Annotated in this window: 20 protein-coding genes, 2 tRNA genes and 1 pseudogene; 7 read left to right on the top strand and 16 right to left on the bottom strand. The window is 46.6% G+C overall.

The window, feature by feature from the left end; all coding sequences use genetic code 11:
- Positions 1–83: 83 nt before the first annotated feature.
- The 3 genes from BpJC4_RS09945 to BpJC4_RS09935 form a co-directional block, all read right to left on the bottom strand.
- A complete protein-coding gene (locus BpJC4_RS09945; protein ID WP_253724308.1) occupies positions 84–824 on the bottom strand; it encodes a PDC sensor domain-containing protein in 741 nt (246 codons plus the stop codon).
- A 320-nt stretch (positions 825–1,144) separates the two neighbouring features.
- Positions 1,145–1,834, bottom strand: a complete 690-nt coding sequence (locus BpJC4_RS09940) for a lysophospholipid acyltransferase family protein (RefSeq protein WP_151681985.1) — start codon at positions 1,832–1,834, stop codon at positions 1,145–1,147.
- A complete protein-coding gene (locus BpJC4_RS09935; RefSeq protein WP_151697841.1) occupies positions 1,827–2,921 on the bottom strand; it encodes a glycosyltransferase family 2 protein in 1,095 nt (364 codons plus the stop codon). Before BpJC4_RS09935 ends, BpJC4_RS09940 begins: the two co-directional genes overlap by 8 nt.
- Positions 2,922–3,111: 190 nt before the next feature.
- Here BpJC4_RS09935 and BpJC4_RS09930 point away from each other — a divergent pair.
- Positions 3,112–3,893: pseudogene (locus tag BpJC4_RS09930) on the top strand (SDR family oxidoreductase).
- Between the two features lie 317 nt (positions 3,894–4,210).
- Here the strand turns inward: BpJC4_RS09930 and BpJC4_RS09925 are convergent.
- The 10 genes from BpJC4_RS09925 to BpJC4_RS09880 form a co-directional block, all read right to left on the bottom strand.
- Positions 4,211–4,681 (bottom strand): divergent PAP2 family protein, encoded by a 471-nt coding sequence (locus BpJC4_RS09925; protein WP_151697840.1) that lies wholly within the window; start codon positions 4,679–4,681, stop codon positions 4,211–4,213.
- Between the two features lie 183 nt (positions 4,682–4,864).
- Positions 4,865–5,230, bottom strand: coding sequence for a GtrA family protein (locus BpJC4_RS09920; RefSeq protein WP_151697839.1), 366 nt, complete (start codon positions 5,228–5,230; stop codon positions 4,865–4,867).
- Complete coding sequence (locus BpJC4_RS09915; protein ID WP_151680490.1) at positions 5,227–6,381, bottom strand: glycosyltransferase family 4 protein; 1,155 nt, start codon at positions 6,379–6,381, stop codon at positions 5,227–5,229. The genes BpJC4_RS09920 and BpJC4_RS09915 overlap by 4 nt, the downstream gene beginning before the upstream one ends.
- A gap of 18 nt (positions 6,382–6,399) precedes the next feature.
- Positions 6,400–7,545 (bottom strand): NAD-dependent epimerase/dehydratase family protein, encoded by a 1,146-nt coding sequence (locus tag BpJC4_RS09910; protein WP_151680489.1) that lies wholly within the window; start codon positions 7,543–7,545, stop codon positions 6,400–6,402.
- Between the two features lie 272 nt (positions 7,546–7,817).
- Complete coding sequence (gene solA / locus BpJC4_RS09905) at positions 7,818–8,969, bottom strand: N-methyl-L-tryptophan oxidase (protein WP_151680488.1); 1,152 nt, start codon at positions 8,967–8,969, stop codon at positions 7,818–7,820.
- Positions 8,970–9,061: 92 nt separating this feature from the next.
- Positions 9,062–10,228 carry an NAD(P)/FAD-dependent oxidoreductase gene (locus BpJC4_RS09900; RefSeq protein ID WP_151697838.1) on the bottom strand — a complete coding sequence of 389 codons (1,167 nt, stop codon included), beginning with the start codon at positions 10,226–10,228 and terminating at the stop codon, positions 9,062–9,064.
- Between the two features lie 13 nt (positions 10,229–10,241).
- Positions 10,242–11,711, bottom strand: coding sequence for an aldehyde dehydrogenase family protein (locus BpJC4_RS09895; protein ID WP_151697837.1), 1,470 nt, complete (start codon positions 11,709–11,711; stop codon positions 10,242–10,244).
- 15 nt (positions 11,712–11,726) lie between these two features.
- Positions 11,727–12,680, bottom strand: coding sequence for an ornithine cyclodeaminase family protein (locus BpJC4_RS09890; protein ID WP_151697836.1), 954 nt, complete (start codon positions 12,678–12,680; stop codon positions 11,727–11,729).
- A gap of 102 nt (positions 12,681–12,782) precedes the next feature.
- Positions 12,783–12,855 (bottom strand) — tRNA-Ala (locus BpJC4_RS09885).
- A 25-nt stretch (positions 12,856–12,880) separates the two neighbouring features.
- Positions 12,881–12,953, bottom strand: a tRNA-Ala gene (locus BpJC4_RS09880).
- Positions 12,954–13,139: 186 nt separating this feature from the next.
- Between BpJC4_RS09880 and BpJC4_RS09875 the strand changes: the two genes are divergently transcribed.
- Positions 13,140–14,141, top strand: a complete 1,002-nt coding sequence (locus BpJC4_RS09875) for a potassium channel family protein (RefSeq protein ID WP_151697835.1) — start codon at positions 13,140–13,142, stop codon at positions 14,139–14,141.
- A gap of 338 nt (positions 14,142–14,479) precedes the next feature.
- On the opposite strand, the gene BpJC4_RS09870 is transcribed toward BpJC4_RS09875, so the two are convergent.
- Positions 14,480–15,829 carry a glucose-6-phosphate isomerase gene (locus BpJC4_RS09870; RefSeq protein ID WP_151680427.1) on the bottom strand — a complete coding sequence of 450 codons (1,350 nt, stop codon included), beginning with the start codon at positions 15,827–15,829 and terminating at the stop codon, positions 14,480–14,482.
- Positions 15,830–15,985: 156 nt separating this feature from the next.
- Between BpJC4_RS09870 and BpJC4_RS09865 the strand changes: the two genes are divergently transcribed.
- On the top strand, positions 15,986–16,216 hold the full coding sequence (locus tag BpJC4_RS09865) for a DUF378 domain-containing protein (RefSeq protein WP_151680426.1): 231 nt from the start codon (positions 15,986–15,988) through the stop codon (positions 16,214–16,216).
- Between the two features lie 152 nt (positions 16,217–16,368).
- Positions 16,369–16,830: a GyrI-like domain-containing protein gene (locus BpJC4_RS09860; RefSeq protein WP_253693599.1), complete on the top strand. Its 462-nt coding sequence runs from the start codon at positions 16,369–16,371 to the stop codon at positions 16,828–16,830.
- Between the two features lie 113 nt (positions 16,831–16,943).
- On the opposite strand, the gene yugI is transcribed toward BpJC4_RS09860, so the two are convergent.
- The gene (gene yugI, locus BpJC4_RS09855; protein ID WP_151680424.1) at positions 16,944–17,330 is read right to left on the bottom strand and encodes a S1 domain-containing post-transcriptional regulator GSP13; all 387 of its coding nucleotides are present in this window, start codon (positions 17,328–17,330) and stop codon (positions 16,944–16,946) included.
- Positions 17,331–17,570: 240 nt separating this feature from the next.
- Here yugI and BpJC4_RS09850 point away from each other — a divergent pair, with 240 nt between their 5' ends.
- A complete protein-coding gene (locus tag BpJC4_RS09850) occupies positions 17,571–17,780 on the top strand; it encodes a helix-turn-helix domain-containing protein (protein ID WP_151680423.1) in 210 nt (69 codons plus the stop codon).
- A gap of 231 nt (positions 17,781–18,011) precedes the next feature.
- On the opposite strand, the gene BpJC4_RS09845 is transcribed toward BpJC4_RS09850, so the two are convergent.
- Positions 18,012–19,043, bottom strand: a complete 1,032-nt coding sequence (locus tag BpJC4_RS09845) for an NADH:flavin oxidoreductase/NADH oxidase (protein WP_151680422.1) — start codon at positions 19,041–19,043, stop codon at positions 18,012–18,014.
- 207 nt (positions 19,044–19,250) lie between these two features.
- Between BpJC4_RS09845 and BpJC4_RS09840 the strand changes: the two genes are divergently transcribed.
- Positions 19,251–20,108 (top strand): aldo/keto reductase, encoded by an 858-nt coding sequence (locus BpJC4_RS09840; protein WP_151697834.1) that lies wholly within the window; start codon positions 19,251–19,253, stop codon positions 20,106–20,108.
- A gap of 420 nt (positions 20,109–20,528) precedes the next feature.
- A complete protein-coding gene (locus BpJC4_RS09835; protein ID WP_151680420.1) occupies positions 20,529–21,371 on the top strand; it encodes an aldo/keto reductase in 843 nt (280 codons plus the stop codon).
- Positions 21,372–21,542 lie beyond the last annotated feature (171 nt).

Raw genomic sequence — 21,542 nt, 5'->3', positions numbered from 1 at the left:
ATGTCTGTGAGATCTTTTTAAAAAATCAAATTCATTCTTTAGATTAGCTTATTTTAGCTATATCATATGGTTAAGTGGTATTTCTAACTGCGATAGTTGAGTTTATAATTCCGGCGAAGCACTTTCGTCAGCTTCCTGTAGCCGTAGTTAAAGGCATCGCCAGCGATTTCTTCCAGTAAGAATTCTTTTATTTGTTCATCTGAGACCTTTTTGCCGTCCTCTTTGATGGAATAGCCTGGTGCCGGACGTCCCTCACTTATTTTCTTTTCTTCCACACGGTAATTCTTTTGGTAATAGTACGTAGACCTGGGAATGCCGATAATTCTAAGCACCACTGAAACAGAGTAGCCCTTGTTAATCCACTTGTCAGCTACTTCAATTTTTTCAGCAAGTGAGATGCCAGCACGGATTTTGCCGATGGTGGATAAATTGATATCATACCCGACCGTCCCGACCATCTTCCCGTCCGAGAAAACCGGGGCTACGACGGAAGTCATAATCGCACCCGTCACCTTGTCTTTATAAACATCCAGCCACTGCATCTTTGGATTCGCTTTTAAGTATCGGTACGTATCTGTATCCCTGACATCAAGATTGAGCTTTGCATATGACGAAATATGGAGCTTTCCGGTCTGGAAATCCATATAATAAGCGGCAACCAATGTTTTATTTCGCGTATGTACCGCCCGGATTTCCGCTTCAATTTCCTGCATATTTTTCTTATCTTGAAGATTTTCAGCCACAAGCCCTGCAAGCTGGTCTAGAGAATCTTCATAACTGGACAGCCCGGTTTTCACCAGTGACGCTGCCTGGTTGGCAATCATTTGATTCACACTGCGGTTGTTATTTTTTAATAGATTGCTTGTTGTGGCATATGCCAACCGTTACAACGATCAGAATAAAGATGGCGATGCAAATAAAGGCCCCCATTTGATGCGAAGCGGAATAAATTTCTTGTTGCCATCCATTGCTGTCTCCCCATTGGTGTTATATTTTCTCTTCATATATTATCGGAATGAAATTTTTAGAAGAAAACTTTCATTCATTTAATTCTAAATATTCTGATTATAATTTACTTTCAGCCCAAAAAAAACGGTGGGATACGAAAATCCGTATGCCCTCCGCGCGTATAAAGCAGCTTCCTTCAAAGCTCCCCGCACCGGGCCGCCAGCCGGTTTAATGCCATATGTAATTTTTTGTAAACAACATCTTTTTCCGTCCGGAAGTCTTCCCCATCCCGGAAAAAAATCGGGGCGCCTGCGATCAGCAGGCGTTTCTTTTTGCTTGCGTATAAAGGGACAAACTGGACATGCCGACCGGTTGCTTTGTAAAAATATTTTTCCATATATAGAAAGCCGGCATACATATCCTTTACGGAAGCCGAACGGTCTGTATAGTCAATATCGGGGTAAATGGCGATGCTTTCCCCTTTTTTTAAAGCCTCGACGCTTATCTGAAACGTCCGGACGATCTTTCTCGTCCCCCGGTAAACCGGAATACCTCTGCCGGATTGCAACAGTTTTGTAATCCCGAGCGACAACAAAAATGCGGCAGGTTTAGCCAATACCAAGGGCAATCCGAATCTTTTAGTGAACGTGTAATCAGCATATTGTTTGCTGCACGATTTCCGGTCAAGAAAAACGTGCAGGATCCAGGTGCGGACAAATTTCGGATACCATAGCAGCGTGATGAACGGTCCGAATAAATTGCGGTGATGCGAAATATAAACGGCAGGGCCGTCGATTTCCCCGGAAATTTCGGTATGATAAGAAGGATAAAAAAACCGCGCAAACTTCCGGACTGTTTTAAAAAATAATCCGTATCCTTCAGCCATGGCGCCGTTCCCCCGCCAGATGCCCATGCTGGTAAAACGCATCAAACACATCCCAATGGAGCTGGATTTGATAAAATGCAAGGGCGAGAAGCACGCTCGCGGCAGCTTTGGCAAAAACGAGATTGAATTGCAATAGTCCGGATCCGGCTTCAATTAGTAAAAAGGAAACGACAATAAAAGAAAGGCAGACAAAAATGTATTTCACTAAAAAACGTTTCCATTTCAACAGCTTTTGTTTTACAAGAAGAAGGACGGCAAAGGCAATGATTTGCGACGCAGCTGTTGCAGCCAGCAATTTCCATAAATGCGGAATTCCATTGATTACATAATGGTATAAAAAAGAGAAACTGAGTATATCGATTATGAAAAAAAGGAGTGCCGGATAAGAATAATAAAACAAGCCGGACAAGATTTTTCGGAAAATTTTCAAAGAATCCTTTACCGAACGGTAGTGGGTGCCTTCGTTGCGGTTGAAATAAATCGTCCGGATCGGCACTTCACGGATCCGCACGTTCATTTTTCTGGCATAGATCAGCATATTCATTTCATACTCGAACCGTTCTCCTTTCAGTTTGATCATCCACGGGAGTTCCTGCTTCGGAATACCACGCAGCCCCGTTTGTGTATCCCCGATGTTTTCGCCGTACAGCACTTTGAACAGAAAGCTCGTCAATTGATTGCCAAATTTACTTTTTGGGGGCACGTATTCCAGGCTGAAGTCCCTCGACCCCAATATGATGCTGTCCCGGTTATGCTCCAGTGCGGCTGCGACCTTTTCCACATCTTCCGCGCTGTGCTGGCCGTCCGAATCCGCGGTAATCACGCCGGACAGATTGCCGAGGTGATCTAAAAAATAGGAGAATGCGGTTTTAAGTGCCCGCCCTTTTCCGCGGTTTACCGGATGGTGGAGGACAGTGCATCTCTTTTTTGTGGTCAATTTGGAAAAAATATGTGCACGATCCCGACTGCTCCCATCGTCTACTACAATAATATGTGCCGCCCCTTGTTCCAATAAGCGGTCCACATACTCGGCCAGTTCTTCTTCCGGATTCAGGGCTGGGATGACGACTGCGTAATTTCCTATCATATCATGTACCCCCCTTTACATGGACAAGCTATGATTTTAGCAAACCGGTTTCCTATTTTTATATTACATGGAAGATTGAAGAAAAACAACGAACAGGCACAGGGAGCAGTTTTTTGCCTGCCGTCTTGTTACAAACGCAAAAAAGACGGGCAAACTCCTGTCGTATTCCACCAGAGAGGAGTAAGGGAAGATGAAATTAAAAGATAGGGTAGCCATTGTGACCGGGGGAGGTTCCGGGATAGGAAAAGCTTCCGCCCTGAGACTTGCCGGAGAAGGGGCAAAAGTTTGTGTCATGGATATGAAACAGGAAAGGGCGGATGAAGTAAAAAATCTCATGGGACAAAAAGGCGGTGAGGCGATGGCTCAGGAGGTCGATGTCGCCGATCCTGAGCGTGTCAAAAATGCAATTGGCAAAACAGTCGAACATTGGGGCCGGCTCGATATTGTGTTTGCCAACGCCGGCATTAATGGGACAGTGTCGCCGATCGAAGACCTTTCACCGGAAGACTGGGATGAAACGTTAACAACGATTTGAAAGGAACTTTTCTTTTCACAAAATATTCAATCCCGCATATGAAAGGGCGGGGAGGCAGCATCATCATCACAAACTCGATCAACGGCAACCGTATTTTCTCCAACATCGGCATGTCCGCCTACAGCATTTCAAACGCCAGGCAGGTCGCGTTTATGAAAATGGCCGCATTGGAACTGGCGCGCTACAAAATCCGCGTCAATGCCGTCTGCCCGGATGCGATTGAAACAAATATCGAGCAAAATACAAACCGCACGGAGGAACTAGAAAAAGTGCAGATTCCGGTTGAATTCCCGGAAGGCGACCAGCCGCTTGCCGCAGGGCCGGGCAAACCAGAACAAGTGGCGGACCTTGTCTTGTTCCTTGCTTCCGATGATTCCAACCATATCAGCGGAACGGACATTTATATTGATGGGACCGAATCGCTGCCGAGAGGATAAAGGCCGCTCCTCCGTTTTGCCTCCAAGAAAAAATTTAACCGAAAGGCGAGCATCGCGGATAATTACATGAAAAAAGGGCAGTCCCAAAAGCCGATAACAGCCTAAGGGGCCCCTTTTAACAAAGCTATATGATCAAAAATTTTGACGATCGCAAAATTCACGTTTTTTCCTTACTTGACGCGAGCCTCCCCGCCCGATACATCAGCACGAGGAGGCTCTTCTTGCTCGCTTTTCCCGCTGGAGTCTCAGAAATTAGCGATCATCGTATGATCCCGGCTTTTTAAAAGCATTCGGAACAGCTTTTTTTCCATTTACCATTAAAAAGGATAAAAAATAAAAGTGACGATGCCGACAACGATACCTGTAATGATGCCGAAAAAAACTTCGGCAGGTTTGTGCCCCAAAAGTTCTTTCAGCTGCTTTCTCGATTCCGCATTTTTCATGTCCGGGTTTTTCAATGTTTCCAAAAGGCGGTTAAAATCCGCAATCAGCTGGTTTAATACTTCGGCATGGTAACCGGCCTGTCTGCGCACACCAGTTGCATCGTAAATGACAATCGAAGAAAAAATAAGGCTGATCGCAAATGCATTCGAGTAAAATCCCGAAGTCAAGCCGATTGCAGTCGTTAAAGCAATCACCATTGAAGTGTGGGAACTAGGCATCCCTCCCGTGCTGAATGCGAGCCTCCAATTGAATTCCCCGGACGTCACCAAATGGATCGGGACTTTTATGATTTGCGCCGCGAGCATGCCTAAAACTGCGGCCAAAATCGGATAAGGTAAAAACATTTTGCCTCCTGTTCCTTTATCGTTAATGAATGAACGTGATATAAGCGAAAAGCTTTTTTTATTTTTTTCCTTTTACGTTGCAAATAAACAAGCGGAATGGTCAAACGCCACCTCCCCATTTCTTTTCATTATATCTTTTGAAAACAAAACAAAAAATTTATTAAACAGGAAGCTGGCTAATGATTAAAGAAACATGGATGCCAGCTTTGAAACAGCAGTGCCGATCCATTTCAGGAATACTGCGAAAATCCCGAACAAATAAATACCGGAGACAAAAATAAAATCGGCAATCAAAAGGCTGGCGGCAGCCTGGGTAATAAACGCAATAAACTGTTTCGGATTTTTCTTTGCTTTAAACGTGAACCTGGAATTCCAATAGTAGCTGTTTAACACAGCCAGGCCATATGCAACCGAATTCCAAAATGCAAGCCAAAACGGCTGCTTTGAAGGGAAAAAGGAAAGGAAACCGTACAGCACCCTAAGGTCAATCAGTGCGCAGCTCCCCCCGACAATACAATATTTTCCATATTGAATGATTGTGTTTCTCATAGCATTTTTAGTTTTTCCCCGGACATTTTTCTGGAAAATGCACAGCCTTTTACTGTTTCCTTATAGAAAGCAAGCAGCTGGCGGGACGGGGCATCCCAGCCAAACTTCCGGGCTGCTTCCCGGGCATTTTTGGATAGCCGGCGGCGAAGTTCGTCATCCTTTAGTGTTGTAACCTGCTGAATGAAGTCATCCGGAATGTCCGGATGATACAGCAAACCTGTGCGGCCGTGGGTGACCTGTTCTTTTGTAGGCCCGCTTTCAGCCGCAACAACGGGCAGCCCGGACGCCATGGCTTCCAGCAGGACAAGGCCGAGCGTTTCCGTTGTCGAAGGGAAGACAAAAATATCCGATGATGCATAGGCACTTGCCAGTTCTTCCCCATGGAGAAAACCGGTAAAAACGGTTGGCGTGCCTTTAAAATAATTTTCGAGATAATTCCGGTGCGGACCGTCGCCGACAATTGCCAGACAAAAATCATCGGACAGGTCCAGTACTTCGCGGATCTTTTCGATGCCTTTTTCTGGTGCGAGCCGGCCGACATAAAGCAGCAGTTTTTTATCAGTCTTCCTTGCAGTTAAACGTGTTCGCATCTTTGCATTGAAGCGGTCTGGACCGAACAACCCGGTGTCCACCCCCCGTTTCCACAGATGCACATTTTTAAATTTTTTTCCTTCCAATTCCTTTAATACCGACATGGATGTGCACAAATTCAAATCGGCACGGTTATGCAGCAACCTGAAATACCACCATAAAACCGGTTTTAAAAATGGAAGATGGTAATAATCGGCATATTTTGGCACTTCCGTATGGTAAGAAGCAATTAATGGGAACTTTAAGCATTTTGTATAATAAATACCGGTGGCGCCAAGCAGCGCAGGATTTACGATATGGACAAGATCCGGCCCGAATTCGAGCAGGTACCTTTTGACTTTCTGGGAAAGAAAGGCAAACTTTTTATCCTTATAGAGAAAAAATGTGTGGGCTGGAACACCCGCTACAGGTATCCCTTCAAAATTGGATACGCCCAGATCCGGTGCAATTACGAGCACCTCATGTCCATGCTGTTTCAGCCAACGGATCGATGCACAAAGGCGTGTGACGATCCCGTCCGTTGACGGTAAAAATGTCTCCGTAATAATCGCGATTTTCATAACCTCTCCCGCTTTCTGTTACCATTTCACATCCGGCATTATTTTTTCCATTACCACACGGTTTTTATATTCAACCACAGTCAGCAAAATGCCACGTAGCACGTCATCCGTTAATAAATGCGGCTTGAGGCCGAGGTCTACGAGTTTTGTATGGGCGGCATGATAATAATGCTCTTCTTTTTCCTTTCTCGGATTTTGAATATGGTCTATTGTTGCCTGAATGCCTTCATGTTCTGCCACTCGTTTCACTTTTTCGGCAAGATCAAGGATCGAGAATTCTTCCGTAAACTGGTTGAACACACGGAATTCCCCTCTGTCTGCCGGATTATTGGCTGCGATCTCTATGCAGCGGACGGTATCTTTAATGTTTAAAAAGCCGCGCGTCTGGCCTCCTGCACCATATACGGTTAAATTGTGCCCGACCGCCGCCTGGATGAGGAAACGGTTTAAAGCTGTACCGAATACGCCGTCATAGTCGAGGCGGTTGACAAGGACAGGATCAAGCTGTGTTTCATCCGTATGCAGCCCGTAAACGACCCCTTGGTTCAAATCCGTCACGCGCAGTCCCCAGTTTTTGGTGGCAAACATTAAATTATGGCTGTCATGGACTTTCGATAAATGGTACATGGAACCAGGCTGTTTCGGATACGGGAGCATATCTTCCCGGCCGTTGTGAGAAATCGTAATATAGCCTTCTTCAATATCAATATTCGGCTGCCCGTATTCGCCCATCGTGCCGAGTTTAATAATATGGCAGTCCGGCACAAGTTCCTTTACGGCATAAATTAAATTTAAAGTTCCAACGACATTATTCGTTTGGGTAAATACGGCGTGTTCCCGGTCGATCATGGAGTAAGGCGCAGACCTTTGCTCCGCAAAATGAACAAACGCATCTGGACGCTCCTGCCGCATCACTTCCCTTAAAAAGTCAAAATGGGTCATATCCCCCAAGTATGTATTGATTTGTTTGCCGGTCAATTCGAACCAGCGCTGCGTCCGTTCTTCAAGTGTGAAAATCGGGGTGAGCGAATCGACGCCGAGTTCCCGGTCCCATTTGCGCCGGATCAGACTGTCAATGATGGCGACATCATGCCCTTGTTTGGATAAATAAAGTGCTGTCGGCCAGCCGCAAAATCCGTCCCCGCCTGCAACGATAATTTTCATAATGCTTCCTCCTAAAGATGTAAAGATGAAATCATATAAAATGACATAAAGATAGATAGCCAGGTTCATTATGTTTTATCATAAACATAAAAAATTAATAACATATTAAAATCGCTGTCAGAGGCGTTAACGGACTTTTGGCTCCATTTTTCCACCGTAATAGCCTTTACACCCTTACTAACGGACATTTCTGATCCGATTTTCCGCCAAAATGTTCTTTACATTCTTTCTTTTCGCACTGTAATGCTTTCCGATCAGTTTCTGCCGTATCGTTATTTCTGTCGGAGTGCAGGCCGGTTGATAGAAAAAAGGGTTAACGGATAATCAGTTTTTCCGCTTACTGCCAGCTGGCTGAGGATTTCCCCTATGGCGCTGGCAAACTTAAAACCGTGGCCCGAAAACCCGGCAGCAACAATGACATGGGGCAATTCCGGATGCGTATCAATGACAAAATGTTCATCAGGCGTTTTCGTGTACATGCACACTTTCCCCTGTTTTAAGCTGCCCGCCGCCTTTGGCATGTATGTTTCCAAAAAGCCGCGGATATCCCCTTCATCTTCCGGATAAATGCCGAATTCCCGGTTGATTGTATCCGGGTCTGCTGCCTGCCCGTAATCATGGCGGCCGATTTTTACCCCGCTCCCGTCAAAGCTCGGGAAGCCGTAGTACATTCCTTCAGGGCTTTCCGCGGTAAAAGCCGGGAAAACGCCCGCATTGAACAACGCTTCGTCCGCTTCAAACCAGCCGACCGTTTGCCGGGTAGGTTGAAGCGGCAAGTCAAGCCCCAGTTTTGATAAAAGCTTTCCATTCCAGGCGCCGCCGCTTATGATTACCTTTTGAGCCGTAAACGTGCCGCGGGGCGTTTTTACAATGGCGGACCGGTCATCCGCCTTTAAATCTTCCACGCGTGTATTTGTTAAAAGGGTTGCTCCGTTTGCCTCCGCAAGCTTCCGGTATGCGCAGATGCAGTTTTCAGGAAACAGCACACCCGAATCCGGTTCAAAAACGGCGCGGTAATGGTCCGGAACTGCAACGCCCGGCCAGCGTTTCTTCACTTCAGCGCCATCCATCATTTCAATCAGCAGTCCGTATGTTTTTGCGCTGGCAACCGCTTCGTCAAGAAATGCCGAAAGGCCTTCCGGGCTGAAACTAAGCACACCGGTCTTGTCAAAAATTTTTTCTTCCGATCGTTGTTCCAGCTCGTTCCACAACGTTTGCGCCCGCAGCACAAGCGGAACGTAATCCCGCCCTTCTCCGTATGCATGCCGGATAATCCTTGTGTCGCCATGGTGGCTTCCTGAAGTATGCGGCGGGTCAAAAGCATCAATCATGAGTGTTTTTACACCTTGCTTTGCCAAAAAATATCCGGCCGCCATTCCCATTGAGCCGGCGCCGACAATGATCACATCGTAATGTTTCTCCATGTTTTTCCCTCATTTAAAAAAATCTTATATCATTTAGTCTATTTGAAATGTTGAATACTTACAAGCTGCAATGGAAAAGAAAAATGCCATTTTCAATAAATGGCATCCTCTACGACCAAATCGTTTTCCGCAAAGCGTTCCACTCGCAAAGGGGTCAGATCGATCGTGTCATACTTTCCGGTCCGAATGAGTTCCGACAGCCCTTTCCCGACTGCCGGCGCCTGCTGCATGCCGTGGCCGCTGAAACCGAATGCGGTGAAATAGCCTTTTAATTGCGGGTGCTCCCCGATGATCGCATTATGGTCCTCCGTATTGTAATCGTACAGCCCGGCCCAGCCGCGCTCTACTTTTGCTTTTTCAAAATTTGGGATGCGGCGGGTGAGAATCGGCCAAATCTGCTCCTCAAATTCGGATCGTCTCCAGCTGAAATCGATTTTTGACCCGGCATCTTGCCCGTAGCCCGCGATATATTTTTGCCCTTCATTCCGGAAATAGGCGCCAGTCGGGTCCATCGTAAGCGGCAAATGTTTTTCAAGCGGATTTTCCACATCAAATAGGAAAATCCGTCTCGGCACCGGCACGACCGGCAGCGGAAGACCCGCTTTCCGGCTTAAACCGGATGCCCATGCTCCCGCACAGTTGACCACTACCGGCGCATAAAATTCCCTGCTGTCTGTAAGCCGCACACCTTTGATCCGGCCGTGTTCCGAAAGAAAGCCGTCCACTTCTTCATAAATATATTCCGCCCCTAAATGTTTTGCATTCTTGATATATCCATGCATGACGGAATAAGGGTCCAAATAACCGCTTTCCGCACAGAAAAGCCCGCCTGCAAGATCTTCCGTATTTAACTCGGGAATAAGCTTTAGCAGTTCCCCCTTCCCGAGGAGTTCCGAAGAGACGCCGTTTTGGTGCTGGATTTTCAAATGCTCCTGGAATTTCGGCATCATTTTTTCAGTTGCCAGAAATAAATACCCGAGCTGTTTAAAATCAATTTCAAATGTTTCTGTGCCGATCGCCATATTCCGGGCAAAATTTTTATAAAACTGCAGACCGAGCCGGCTCATTTTAATATTGATATCGGTTGTATAAAGCTGCCGGAAACCGCCCGCGCTCCTCGGCGTCGAGGCAAATTCGTATGTGCCGTCTTTTTCAAAAACAATGATTTTCCCGGTAAAGCCGTCCTTCAGCAAATGATACGCCACGCTTGAACCGATAATCCCCCCGCCTACGATGATTATATCCACTTGATTTTTCATACCGGACCCACCTCTAGTTGTTGTCAATTTGGGCGCGCTGCAATTTCCCGCTGAAATCGACATATACTGCTTTCCATTCGGTGTACACATCCAACGCCGCCGGGCCGGAATCGCGGTGGCCGTTGCCCGTTCCTTTTGTCCCACCGAACGGCAGATGGATCTCGGCTCCTGTCGTACCGGCATTAATGTAGACAATCCCCGTATCCAAATCGCGCATTGCCTGAAATGCTTTGTTGACGTCTTTCGTAAAAATCCCGCTCGATAAGCCGAATTCGACGCTGTTGTTGACCGCGATGGCTTCTTCAAGGCTTGAAACCGGGATAATCGAAACAACCGGGCCGAAAATTTCTTCCTGCGCAATGGTCATTTGCGGGTGGACATCCGTAAAAATCGTAGGGGCGTAGTAAAACCCTTTTCCGTGTAAAATCCGGCCGCCCGTGAGCAGTTTTGCGCCTTCTTTTTTCCCGGTTTCCACATACTCATGGATCCGATTGAGTGCCGCGGCATTAATCACCGGGCCGACCGCAACCGTTTCGTCCAAGCCGTCCCCAATCTTCAGTTCCGCCGTGCGCCGGACAAGTTTTTCTTCTAAAGCATCTTTTATTTTTTCGTGGGCAATGATTCTGCTCGTTGCCGTACATCTTTGCCCGCTTGTGCCGAATGCCCCCCAGAGGATGCCGTCGACCGCCAAATCCAGATCCGCATCATCCATAACAATGACCGCGTTCTTCCCGCCCATTTCAAGGGAAGTCCGTTTGAGTAAGCTCCCGGCACGTTCGTTGATTTTTCTGCCGACCTCATTCGAGCCTGTAAAAGAAATGAGATCAATCCCGGAATGTTCCACCATCGCTTCTCCAACGACCGAACCGGAGCCGTTGACAAGATTGACGAGCCCTTTCGGTAGCCCGGCTTCTTCGTAAATTTTTACAAACGCACACGCTGTGGCCGGCGTTTCTGTCGCCGGTTTCCAAACGACCGCGTTCCCGGTTACAAGTGCGGGGAGCGATTTCCATGAGGCGATCGCGATCGGAAAATTCCACGGCGTGATCAAACCGGAAATTCCGACCGGCACACGCACGCTCATTGCAAATTTATTTTGCAGTTCGGACGGCATCGTGTCCCCAAACTGACGCCTCCCTTCCCCGGCCATGTAAAAAGCCATGTCGATCGCTTCCTGCACTTCCCCCCTCGCTTCGCTGATCACCTTTCCCATCTCACTTGTAAGCACGCGGGCGATCTGTTCTTTTTTCTGTTTTAAAAGTTCGCCGACTTTATATAAATAGTTGGCACGTTCAGGAGCGGGAACGAGCCGCCAGGACGCCTGCGCTTTTTTGGCGGCGCGGACGGCGCGGTCAAGGTCCGCTTTTCCGGACTGCGCCACTTCTCCTAATATTTCCCCGTTTGCCGGATTGATGACCGGGACAAACCGACCGGTGGAAGACGCGCACCATTCGCCGTCGATGTAATTTAAATATTTTTCCATGCTGTTTTACCCCCTTTAAAAATCGAGTTCTTGCCCAAGCTGAAGCTGCACCGCTTTTTCATACACCGTTTCGGCAGCAATCAGGTCGAATAAAGCCATGCCCGTTGATTTAAACACCCGTGTTTGGGTAAAATCGGGCTTCACTTTTTGTGTTACAACTTTTGAAAAAGGGATGAACTGCGCTTCCGACAGCCAGCCTTTTTGAAGCGGGATTAGGATGTCCCCGCTTTCATTTACGGCGTCATGCGAGTCGATAAACATTTGCTTGAGGTTTTGCAGTAAATGTTCCGGAAATTCGCGCATATGCGGCATGTAGGAACCGATGCCGATGATAAGTTTTCTTTGGTAAAGGTCCGCTTCCGGCAGCACGGGCGTTGCGGAAGTGGTAGCGGTAATGATGATATCGGATTTTTGGACAAGGTCTTGGGCGGTTTCGGCTGTGTGGATCGGAATGTTTTTGATGTATGCTTTTAAGTTGCGTATAAAATGGGGAATTTTAGAAGATGAACGGTTGAATAAAAAAATTTCCTGAATCTTGCAGACGGCACAGACGGCGATGATCTGGTATAAGCCTTGGTAGCCCGTGCCGATCAGCCCGACGGATTTAGCTTCATCCGATGCAAGGAATTTTGCTGCTGCCCCGCCGAGCGCCCCGGTCCTGAGAGCAGTTAAAACCGTGCCGTCCAGGAGCGCTTTGACGGCGCCGTTTTTGCTGTCGACCAAAACAACCGCGCCCTGGGTCACCGGCCGGTCTTTATTTTCCGGAAAGACTGTGACAATTTTTGTTCCGGCCGCCCGGTCCGAGCTGCACGGCATGAAAAGGACCGAGTTGTTTTGGATGGTGAAATGGCTGCGCGCGTGCATTTGAAAATCATTATCTTCATAGACCACATATGCTTTTTCGACGGCTGCGATCATATCTTCTATCGCGGCCGCTTTGAGGATATCTTTTTCATTCAGGAAAAGCAATACTGCACCTCCCCGTTTTTTTAAATATATGATGAACGGGAAAGCGATATTCAGCAGCAAAAAAACGCCCAAGCCAAAAGTGGCTGGACGCTTTTTTCAAGATGGAGCATAGCGGGTTCGAACCGCTGACCTCTTGCATGCCATGCAAGCGCTCTCCCGGCTGAGCTAATGCCCCGTGAATTGTAAGATAAGGTTGGGAATGGAGCATAGCGGATTCGAACCGCCGACCTCTACAATGCGAATGTAGCGCTCTCCCAACTGAGCTAATGCCCCGTATGTAAAAGCTTTTTGTTTTTTTCGCTTTTCATCAGCGACAATGTCATTATACAACGTATTAAATGATCATGCAACTATTTTTTTAAAAAAATATTTTTCACCCGCATTTTGCTTTTTCAAACTGTTTTTCCCCGTCCTTTCCAGGGAATACTACCTTAAATACTGGATAAGGAAGTGGGACGGATGTTTCACCTCTTTTATGATCGTTTTCTCCGCTGGCCAATGATTGTACGGATTTTAATGTTCGCACTCACATTGATTTTCGCATTTGGGCTTACCATTCATTTTGTCGAGCCGAAAACATTTCCAACCATATTTGACGGTGTCTGGTGGGCGGTGATTACAACCGCGACTGTCGGTTACGGGGATTTGTACCCGGTTACCTTTGCAGGCCGCCTGATCGGCATTATCCTTATTTTATCAGGTGCCGGTGTGTTATCTGCTTATTTTGTGGCGCTCGCCGGTGTAACGGCTACAAGGCAAAATGCTTTCTTGGAAGGAAAAGCGGCTTTTACGGGAGAGAAACAAATGGTGATCATCGGATGGAATGAACGTGCGCGGAAAGTGATCCAGCAGCTGCTGGAATTGAAACAGCGGCAGCCCATTGTTTTGGTGGATGAAACACTTGAAGCCAATCCCTACCCTTATGACAATGTGTATTTTATTAAAGGCAAACCGTACCAGGATGAAATATTGAAAAAAACGAATATCGAAGCTGCAGAGGCTGTGCTGATTACGTCTGATCAGCACAAAACCGAAACCGAAGCGGATATGGGGGCAATTTTGACGCTCATTGCCGTAAAAGGGTTAAGCCCGGATGCTTATTGCATCGTTGAAATTCAAACTGCGGACCAGGTTGTGAATGCAAAGCGGGCCGGCGCGGATGAAGTGATCCAGGCGAATACACAGGTGAGCTTTGTCATGCTGAACAGCTTAATTTCAAACGGCATGTCGGACACGCTTCTGTCGTTATTAAATCAGCAGCAAAAGAATCATTTGGACTTTATTCCGGTTAAACCGAAGTGGCGAAATATGACAGTAAAAGATTTAAGCCGAAAGCTCCAGAAAGAACGAAAAATTTTAATCGGCGTCCAGTCGGAAGACGAAACGATTATTAACCCACCGCTTGATTATACGATTACCAATGAAAAGCAATTGTTTGTAGTGCTGGAGAAAGAGAAATAAAAGGGTTTCCTGAAAGCCACAAGGACAGGCTTTCAGGAAGCTTCGTTTTTTGGGAGCAACGTATTATGCCTCTGCCCATTTGTAACCTTCTTGGCGGACGCTGATACGAATTGTCTTTTACACTGCTGAAAAAGAATACTTTTACATACCGGCATAGCGCCTTTGTAAAGACCATTTCGATTCCTATCCGAAACGGTCCTTAGTACTTTTCTAAAGTCCGTTTTGCTCCCTTTTTACCTGCAAATGGGCTTGATCAGAGCATTTTGCCCTTCTTCAAACCTTTTTAAAGAAAAAGGACCGTCCCACGTCCATGGGACAGCCCAGCTGCACAACATGCATTATTTCAAACGTTTTTCCAGTTCGGCTTTCATGTCTTCGTAACCCGGTTTGCCAAGCAAAGCGAACATGTTTTTCTTGTAAGCTTCTACCCCCGGCTGATCGAACGGGTTGACGCCGTTTAAATAGCCGCTCACTGCACATGCTTTTTCGAAGAAGTAAACGAGATAACCGAATGTGTAAGCATCCATTTTCGGAATCGAAACGACAAGGTTCGGTACGCCCCCGTCCGTGTGTGCGAGCAACGTGCCTTCGAACGCTTTGTTATTCACGAAGTCAACTGTGCGGCCGGCCAGGTAGTTCAACCCATCGAGATCGTTTTCTTCTTTATAGATCGTCAGTTCTTCACGCGCCTGTTCAACTTTTACGACCGTTTCAAACAAGTCACGGCGGCCTTCCTGTACGTATTGGCCGAGCGAGTGCAGGTCGGTTGAGAAGTTTGCGGAAGATGGATAAATGCCTTTTTGGTCTTTCCCTTCGCTTTCGCCGAATAATTGTTTCCACCATTCAGCAAAGTATTGCAGACCTGGTTCGTAGTTGATCAGCATTTCAATCGTTTTGCCTTTACGGTAAAGGATATTGCGGACAGCCGCATATTGGTATGCAATGTTTTCGGATACTTCCGGATTTGAGAAATCATCGACTGCTTTTGCCGCGCCGTCCATCATCGCTTGGATGTCCACACCGCTTACTGCAATTGGAAGCAAACCGACAGGCGTTAAAACGGAGTAACGTCCGCCGACATCATCCGGAATGACGAATGTTTCGTAGCCTTCTGCATCCGCCAATGTTTTCAAAGCACCTTTTGCACGGTCCGTTGTTGCATAAACACGGTGTTTTGCTTCCTGTTCTCCGTATTTTTCAACCAACAGTTTGTTGAAGATGCGGAAAGCAATTGCCGGTTCGGTGGTTGTCCCTGATTTCGAAATGACGTTGATGGAGAAATCTTTGCCTTCCAGAACATCCATTAAATCTTTCATGTAAGTGGAGCTGATGCTGTTTCCGACGAAGAAAATTTGCGGCGTTTTCCGTTTTTCTTTCGGAAGAACATTCATGAAACTGTGGTTCAGCATTTCAATCGCAGCGCGGGCGCCAAGGTATGAGCCGCCGATCCCGATCACAAGCAGCACATCCGAATCATTTTGAATTTTTTCCGCCGCTTTTTGGATGCGGGCAAATTCTTCTTTATCATAGTCTTTCGGCAGGTTGAGCCAGCCGAGAAAGTCATTGCCGACGCCGGTTTTTTCATGTAAAAGCTGATGGGCCAATTTAATCGGTTCACTTAAGTATGTAATTTCATGTTCGCTGAAAAAAGCGAGCGCTTTTGAATAATCAAATTGAATATGCGTCATGTCCATATCCTCCTGTAATCAATTTACCAACTTCCACTTTATCGAATCTTTACCCTTTTATCAAGGAATGTAACGAATTTCTCACATTTCTTGCATGCATAATGTTCACCAGTTTGCGCCATCCTATTCCTGTACATTGAACAAGGAGGTAAATACATGAGCATTGTACAAAGGGTTGCTTTAATTTTCACGATCATCGGCGCGATCAACTGGGGCCTTATCGGTTTTTTCAATTTTGATCTGGTGGCGACCATTTTCGGCGACAACTCCGCTTTATCCAGGATCATTTACGGCATTGTCGGCATTTGCGGCCTGATCAATCTCGGCCTTCTTTTCAAACCGGATGCCGAAATTGAACGCTCCACCCAGGCGAAACCGACACGTTGACAACAAATCACTTTTTAAAAGGCAGTGCGGAAAGCCTGCCTTTTTTCATTTGCAAAAAAAGTGAATTTTTTACGTTTTTTTCCTTTACGTCCGCTTCTTTTTTCATATAAAATATGGCTATACAATGTAGTGGGGAAGTGTGCGCCTTGGAAGTGCAGATTGTTCAGAAACACGCATTTAACGCTATCGGCGGCAAATGGACCGGTACGTTTGAGCAGGCGGCAAGGGGAGAGATTAGGAAATTTTTCCATGCGTTCAAACAAAAAATGGGAAAAATCCGCCATGTCCTCCATCCGGACGTGATCATCGGGTTGTCTTACCATACGGACGAAGACGGTGTTTTCTCATTTTATCTTGTCCAGGAAGTAGCATACATAGAAGCGGTTCCTGAAGGCATGACATCCCTGACCGTACCCGCTTATACGTTTGCGGCCGCAAAATATAAAGGAAGCGCAGTACAGGAAGCGTATGCCGATTTGTATAAATGGATCAAGCAAAACGGCTATACAGTGTACCAGGGACAGCTGGAACACCGGGAAGATTACCCGGCATCATACCAGCCTTTAAGCGATGAACCAAACCTTACCATCCATATACCCCTATATGTGGAATAGTCCGCGGCATGCCGGGGCTTATTTCCGTGAAACGCTCCGGCACAGAGCAATCCGCTTCCGTTTTCAGGCATAAACAATCCAATCCGGACACGTATATGCCCGGACCTGTCCGATTATTTTTTAATTAAATCTTCTCGCTGCGATTTTTCGATCCACTCTTTCAGTTTATCGCGCAATGTATTGAATCCTTCTCCTTCTTCGGCAGCTTTTACAGCACCTTGGCGGCGGCGCGATTTTCTCGCTTCAGTTTTCGGAGGTTCTTCCGTTGCTTTAATAGAAAGGCCGATTTTACCGTTCTCTTCGTCCACCGACAGCACTTTGACTTTGACTTCATCCCCCACATGGACATAATCATGAATATCTTTTACATAACCGTGCTTGATTTCAGAAATATGAACGAGACCCTGCGTTTCTTCATCCAGCGCCACAAACGCACCGAACGGTTTAATTCCTGTCACTTTCCCTGTATATACATTTCCAGCTTCATAATTTGTTGACATGCAAACACTCCTAATACTAATTTTCTCCTGTTATACGCAATAAGACATTATACCACAGTTGGAAAGAAATGAAAACCAAAGTTCAATTCTGTTTTTAACATTCTTATCATGACCATGTTTAAAAAATGTTCAAAAAATTACTTCCGCCCGTTGTTCTTTCATATGCTACAATAAAAGAAAAAAGATAGATTTTTCACGAAAAATGTTTCAATATTGATTTCAACAAAGGGAGGGAGTCTTTTGAATACCTTTGGCGAGAAATTAAAATTTTACCGTGAACAAAGCGGGATGAGCATCGAAGAATTGGCCGTGAAAGCCCGGATCGGGAAAAATACACTCGAGCAATATGAAAAAGGAGAACAAATCCCGACGACGCAAACGATATTAAAACTCTCCACTGTCCTGGATGTAGCCGCTTCCGTTTTTTTGGAAGCCCTCGGAAAAAAATAATTTTCAAAAAGAGGTTTAAACCCCTTCCTTTCCGGTTATGCTAATACTACAATGCTTTCTATTTAGTGAGGGTGACTTTTGGAATCCGCACTATCATAAGTATTCCCCCTTTTTTATTTTGGCGGGCCTTTTGATAAGGGCCCTTTTTTATGTTGATGGCTGCGAGCTGTAGATGCAAACGAATAGCAGAAAAAAACAGCGCCCTTAGATTGTCTAAAGGCGCCGTTTCCATTATCTTTTTGGGAAACCCCTGTCATACTGGACCGGCACGCCAGGATCTTTACCGAGCGCGATCCCGGCTTCTAATGCCCAGTAAGGATTGCGCAGCATGCCTCTGCCGACAGCGACAAGGTCTGCTTCTTCGTTTCCGATTACCGCATTGGCAAGTACCGGGTCATCCAAACGGCCTACCGCAATAACAGGCACATCCAAAGCCTCTTTAATCTGCCTTGCAAGCGGCACCTGGTAGGCAGCATGCGTACCCGGGCGCCCGGCTGCCGCAATCTGTCCTTCCCCGCCCGCGCTGATATGGAAAATATCAACGCCGGCCGCTTTATATTCTTTCGAGAAAGCAATGCTTTCCTCAATGCCGTAACCGCCTTCGACATATTCACGTGCGGAAATGCGCATGATGAGCGGCATTTCTTCCGGCATTTCTTTTTTCGCCGCGGCAATGACTTCTTTTCCGAACAAAGCGAGATCCTGGCCGTATTCATCCGTTCTTTTATTTGTGTAACGTGACTGGAACTCGTGGATCAAGTAGCCATGTGCGCCGTGCAGTTCGATCGTATCAAACCCGGCTTCTACGGCGCGCCTTACTGCAGCACCGAACTTGCCTATGATTTCCTTAATCTCTTCTTTCGGCAATTCCTTCGGTGTTTTGAAATTTTTATCAAACGGAATCGGCGACGGCGCAACCGGCTGTTCTGCATCCTGTGCTTTCCTGCCGGCGTGCCCGATTTGGATGGCGACTTTAGCACCGTACTGGTGGCACGCATCCACAATTTTTTTTAGAGCAGGAATCTGTTCATCAGACCACAGGCCGAGATCGTTATCGGTAATTCTGCCATCCGGTTCCACATCGGTCATTTCAATGATGATCAGGCCGGCACCGCCGATCGCGCGGCTTACATAGTGGACGTAATGCCAATCGGTCGCAATCCCGTCCTTCTTTTCAACGGAATATTGGCACATTGGCGGCATGACGATGCGGTTTTTTAAGTCAAGCGATTTCAGCTTGTATGGGGTAAATAAATGTTTCATTCCAAACAGCTCCTTATGTCTGTTATTTTTACACACGGTTGCATATGAAACGGACAAATCACGGGAAAATTCCGACCCCACTATATCAAACAAAAGTTTGAAACGTCAAAAAATGCGCTCAAGGTGCTTGCGCTTTCACTATTTCCGCCAATTGTGTTAAAATGATCATACGCTTACATTAATTTTGAATGGAAGAAGGAATGATGTATGGCCCAAACGATTCCAAACTTAACATTCCATAACGGCACGGAAATCCCGCAGCTTGGTCTTGGCGTTTTTCTTGTGAAAGACGAAGCTGAATTGAAGACTTCTGTGAAAACTGCCCTGGAAGTCGGCTACCGCCATATTGACACCGCGATGATCTACGGCAATGAAACATATGTCGGAGAAGCGATCCGGGAAAGCGGCGTGGACCGGAAAGATATTTTTATCACTTCCAAATTGTGGAACTACGACCACGGCTATGAGGAAGCGAAAACGGCATTCCAGGCGAGCTTGGACCGTCTCGGCACAGATTATTTGGATTTATATTTGATCCACTGGCCGTCCGCAAAATACATCGAATCTTGGAAAGCAATGGAAGAGCTTTACCATGAAGGCAAAATCAAAGCGATCGGGGTTTCGAACTTCCAAATCCACCATTTGGAAGATTTGATGGCCCATACCGACATTGTGCCGATGATCAACCAGATTGAAACACATCCGGAATTCCCGCAAAATCAACTACATGAATTTATGAAACAGCACAATATTTTGCACGAAGCTTGGGGCCCGCTCGGCCAAGGTAAGCATCATCTGCTCGAGCAGCCGGTTTTGGTTGAACTGGCAGAAAAATACGGGAAAACCCCGGCGCAAATTGTGCTGCGCTGGCATGTGGAACGCGGCATTGTTGTCATTCCGAAATCAGTCACCCCGAGCCGGATAAAAGAAAACAGCGAGATTTTCGATTTCTCCCTGACACAGGAAGATATGGAAAAAATTGCGGCATTAAATAGCGGAAGGCGTTATGGAAGGAGCCCTGATGACCAGAAATTTTTGGAGGAAACTTCGGTGCGCCCGGAATAAGCGGATCAGCAGCTGTCATGGGACAGCTGCTTTTTATTTTTTGTAGTACTTTTTGGCTTGCGATACAGTTTCAAGCTTCGCCGCCATTAACTTTGCAATGGTGCCCCTGCCTTTCTCCCTTTCGCTGATTTCTTGCGCCTTTCCACCGATTTTTTGGTGGTATCGATGATTTTTCCGAGCAATCCGCTGATTTTCAATTAGTTACAGCTGATTCCGGAGAAAAAGGCAGGCAGCCGATTATTTTTCCAAAGACTTTGCATCCAACTATTCTTAAAAATCATCAGAGGGGTATATATATCTTTCATTCTTCATTATTACTCCGGAAATTCCTCACTTATTTGCAAATTCTTTAAGCCGTTTTAATAGACGCATATTTCAGAGGTTGCTATACTGGTTATGAAAATGAAAGGGGCGAAAGAAATGCTAAATACCATTCCTGAAATCAAGCTGAATGATGGAATGACGGTACCGGTCATTGGATTCGGCACGTACAAACTGAACGGGGCGGCCGGCGTCAATGCCATCATCAGCGCGATTGAAGCGGGTTACCGCCTGATTGACTCAGCTTTTAATTATGAAAATGAAGGTGCGGTTGGTGAGGCAATCCGCCGCTGCTCCGTGCCGCGCGAACAACTGCGGGTCACCTCGAAACTCCCCGGGCGGCACCATGCGTATAATGAAGCCGTTGTGACCATCCAGGAATCGCTGTACAGATCAGGATTGGACTATTTTGATCTTTATCTCATCCATTGGCCAAACCCGAGTAAAGATTTATATGTTGAAGCTTGGCAGGCTTTGGTGGATGCGCAAAAATGGGGGCTCGTCCGCTCTATCGGCGTTTCCAATTTTTTACCGGAACATTTGGAACGGATCATCAAAGAGACCGGGGTGGCGCCGAGCATCAACCAGATCGAGCTGCACCCTTATTTTGCGCAGGAGGAACAGCGCGCCTGGCATAAGGAACACGGTATTGTCACTGAATCTTGGAGTCCGCTTGGGAGGGCGAACCGCCTTCTGGAGGACCCGACCATCAAAAAAATCGCCGATGCCCACCAAAAATCGGTTCCGCAAATTATTTTGCGCTGGCATATCCAGCTTGGCGCCCTGCCGCTCCCGAAATCGGCATCGCCGGAACGCCAAATTGAAAACTTGTCCATCTTCGATTTCTCGTTATCTGACGAAGAAATGCGGACCATTACCGGCTTAAGCCGCCCGGATGGCAGAACTTTCGGGCAGGATCCCGCTGTATATGAAGAATTTTAGATTTCGCTGAAAAATGCCTGGCTGGGGCCCAAACCACTAAAAGAACCATTCCAAAATAAAAATCGGCGAGCTTATTCGAATTGTTCTTTTTAACATCCTGGCCGGGGCCTTGCTCTATTTTAAAGTTAAGATCTTCACGGCGGTGCAGAACAGACCGGAAATCCGCCGTAT

Source organism: Weizmannia acidilactici (genome assembly GCF_008974185.1).
In the GTDB taxonomy this organism is placed as follows: Bacteria; Bacillota; Bacilli; order Bacillales; family Bacillaceae_C; genus Weizmannia; species Weizmannia acidilactici.
Note: the sequence above shows the minus strand (reverse complement) of the source record. Positions and strands in the feature narration are given on the sequence as shown.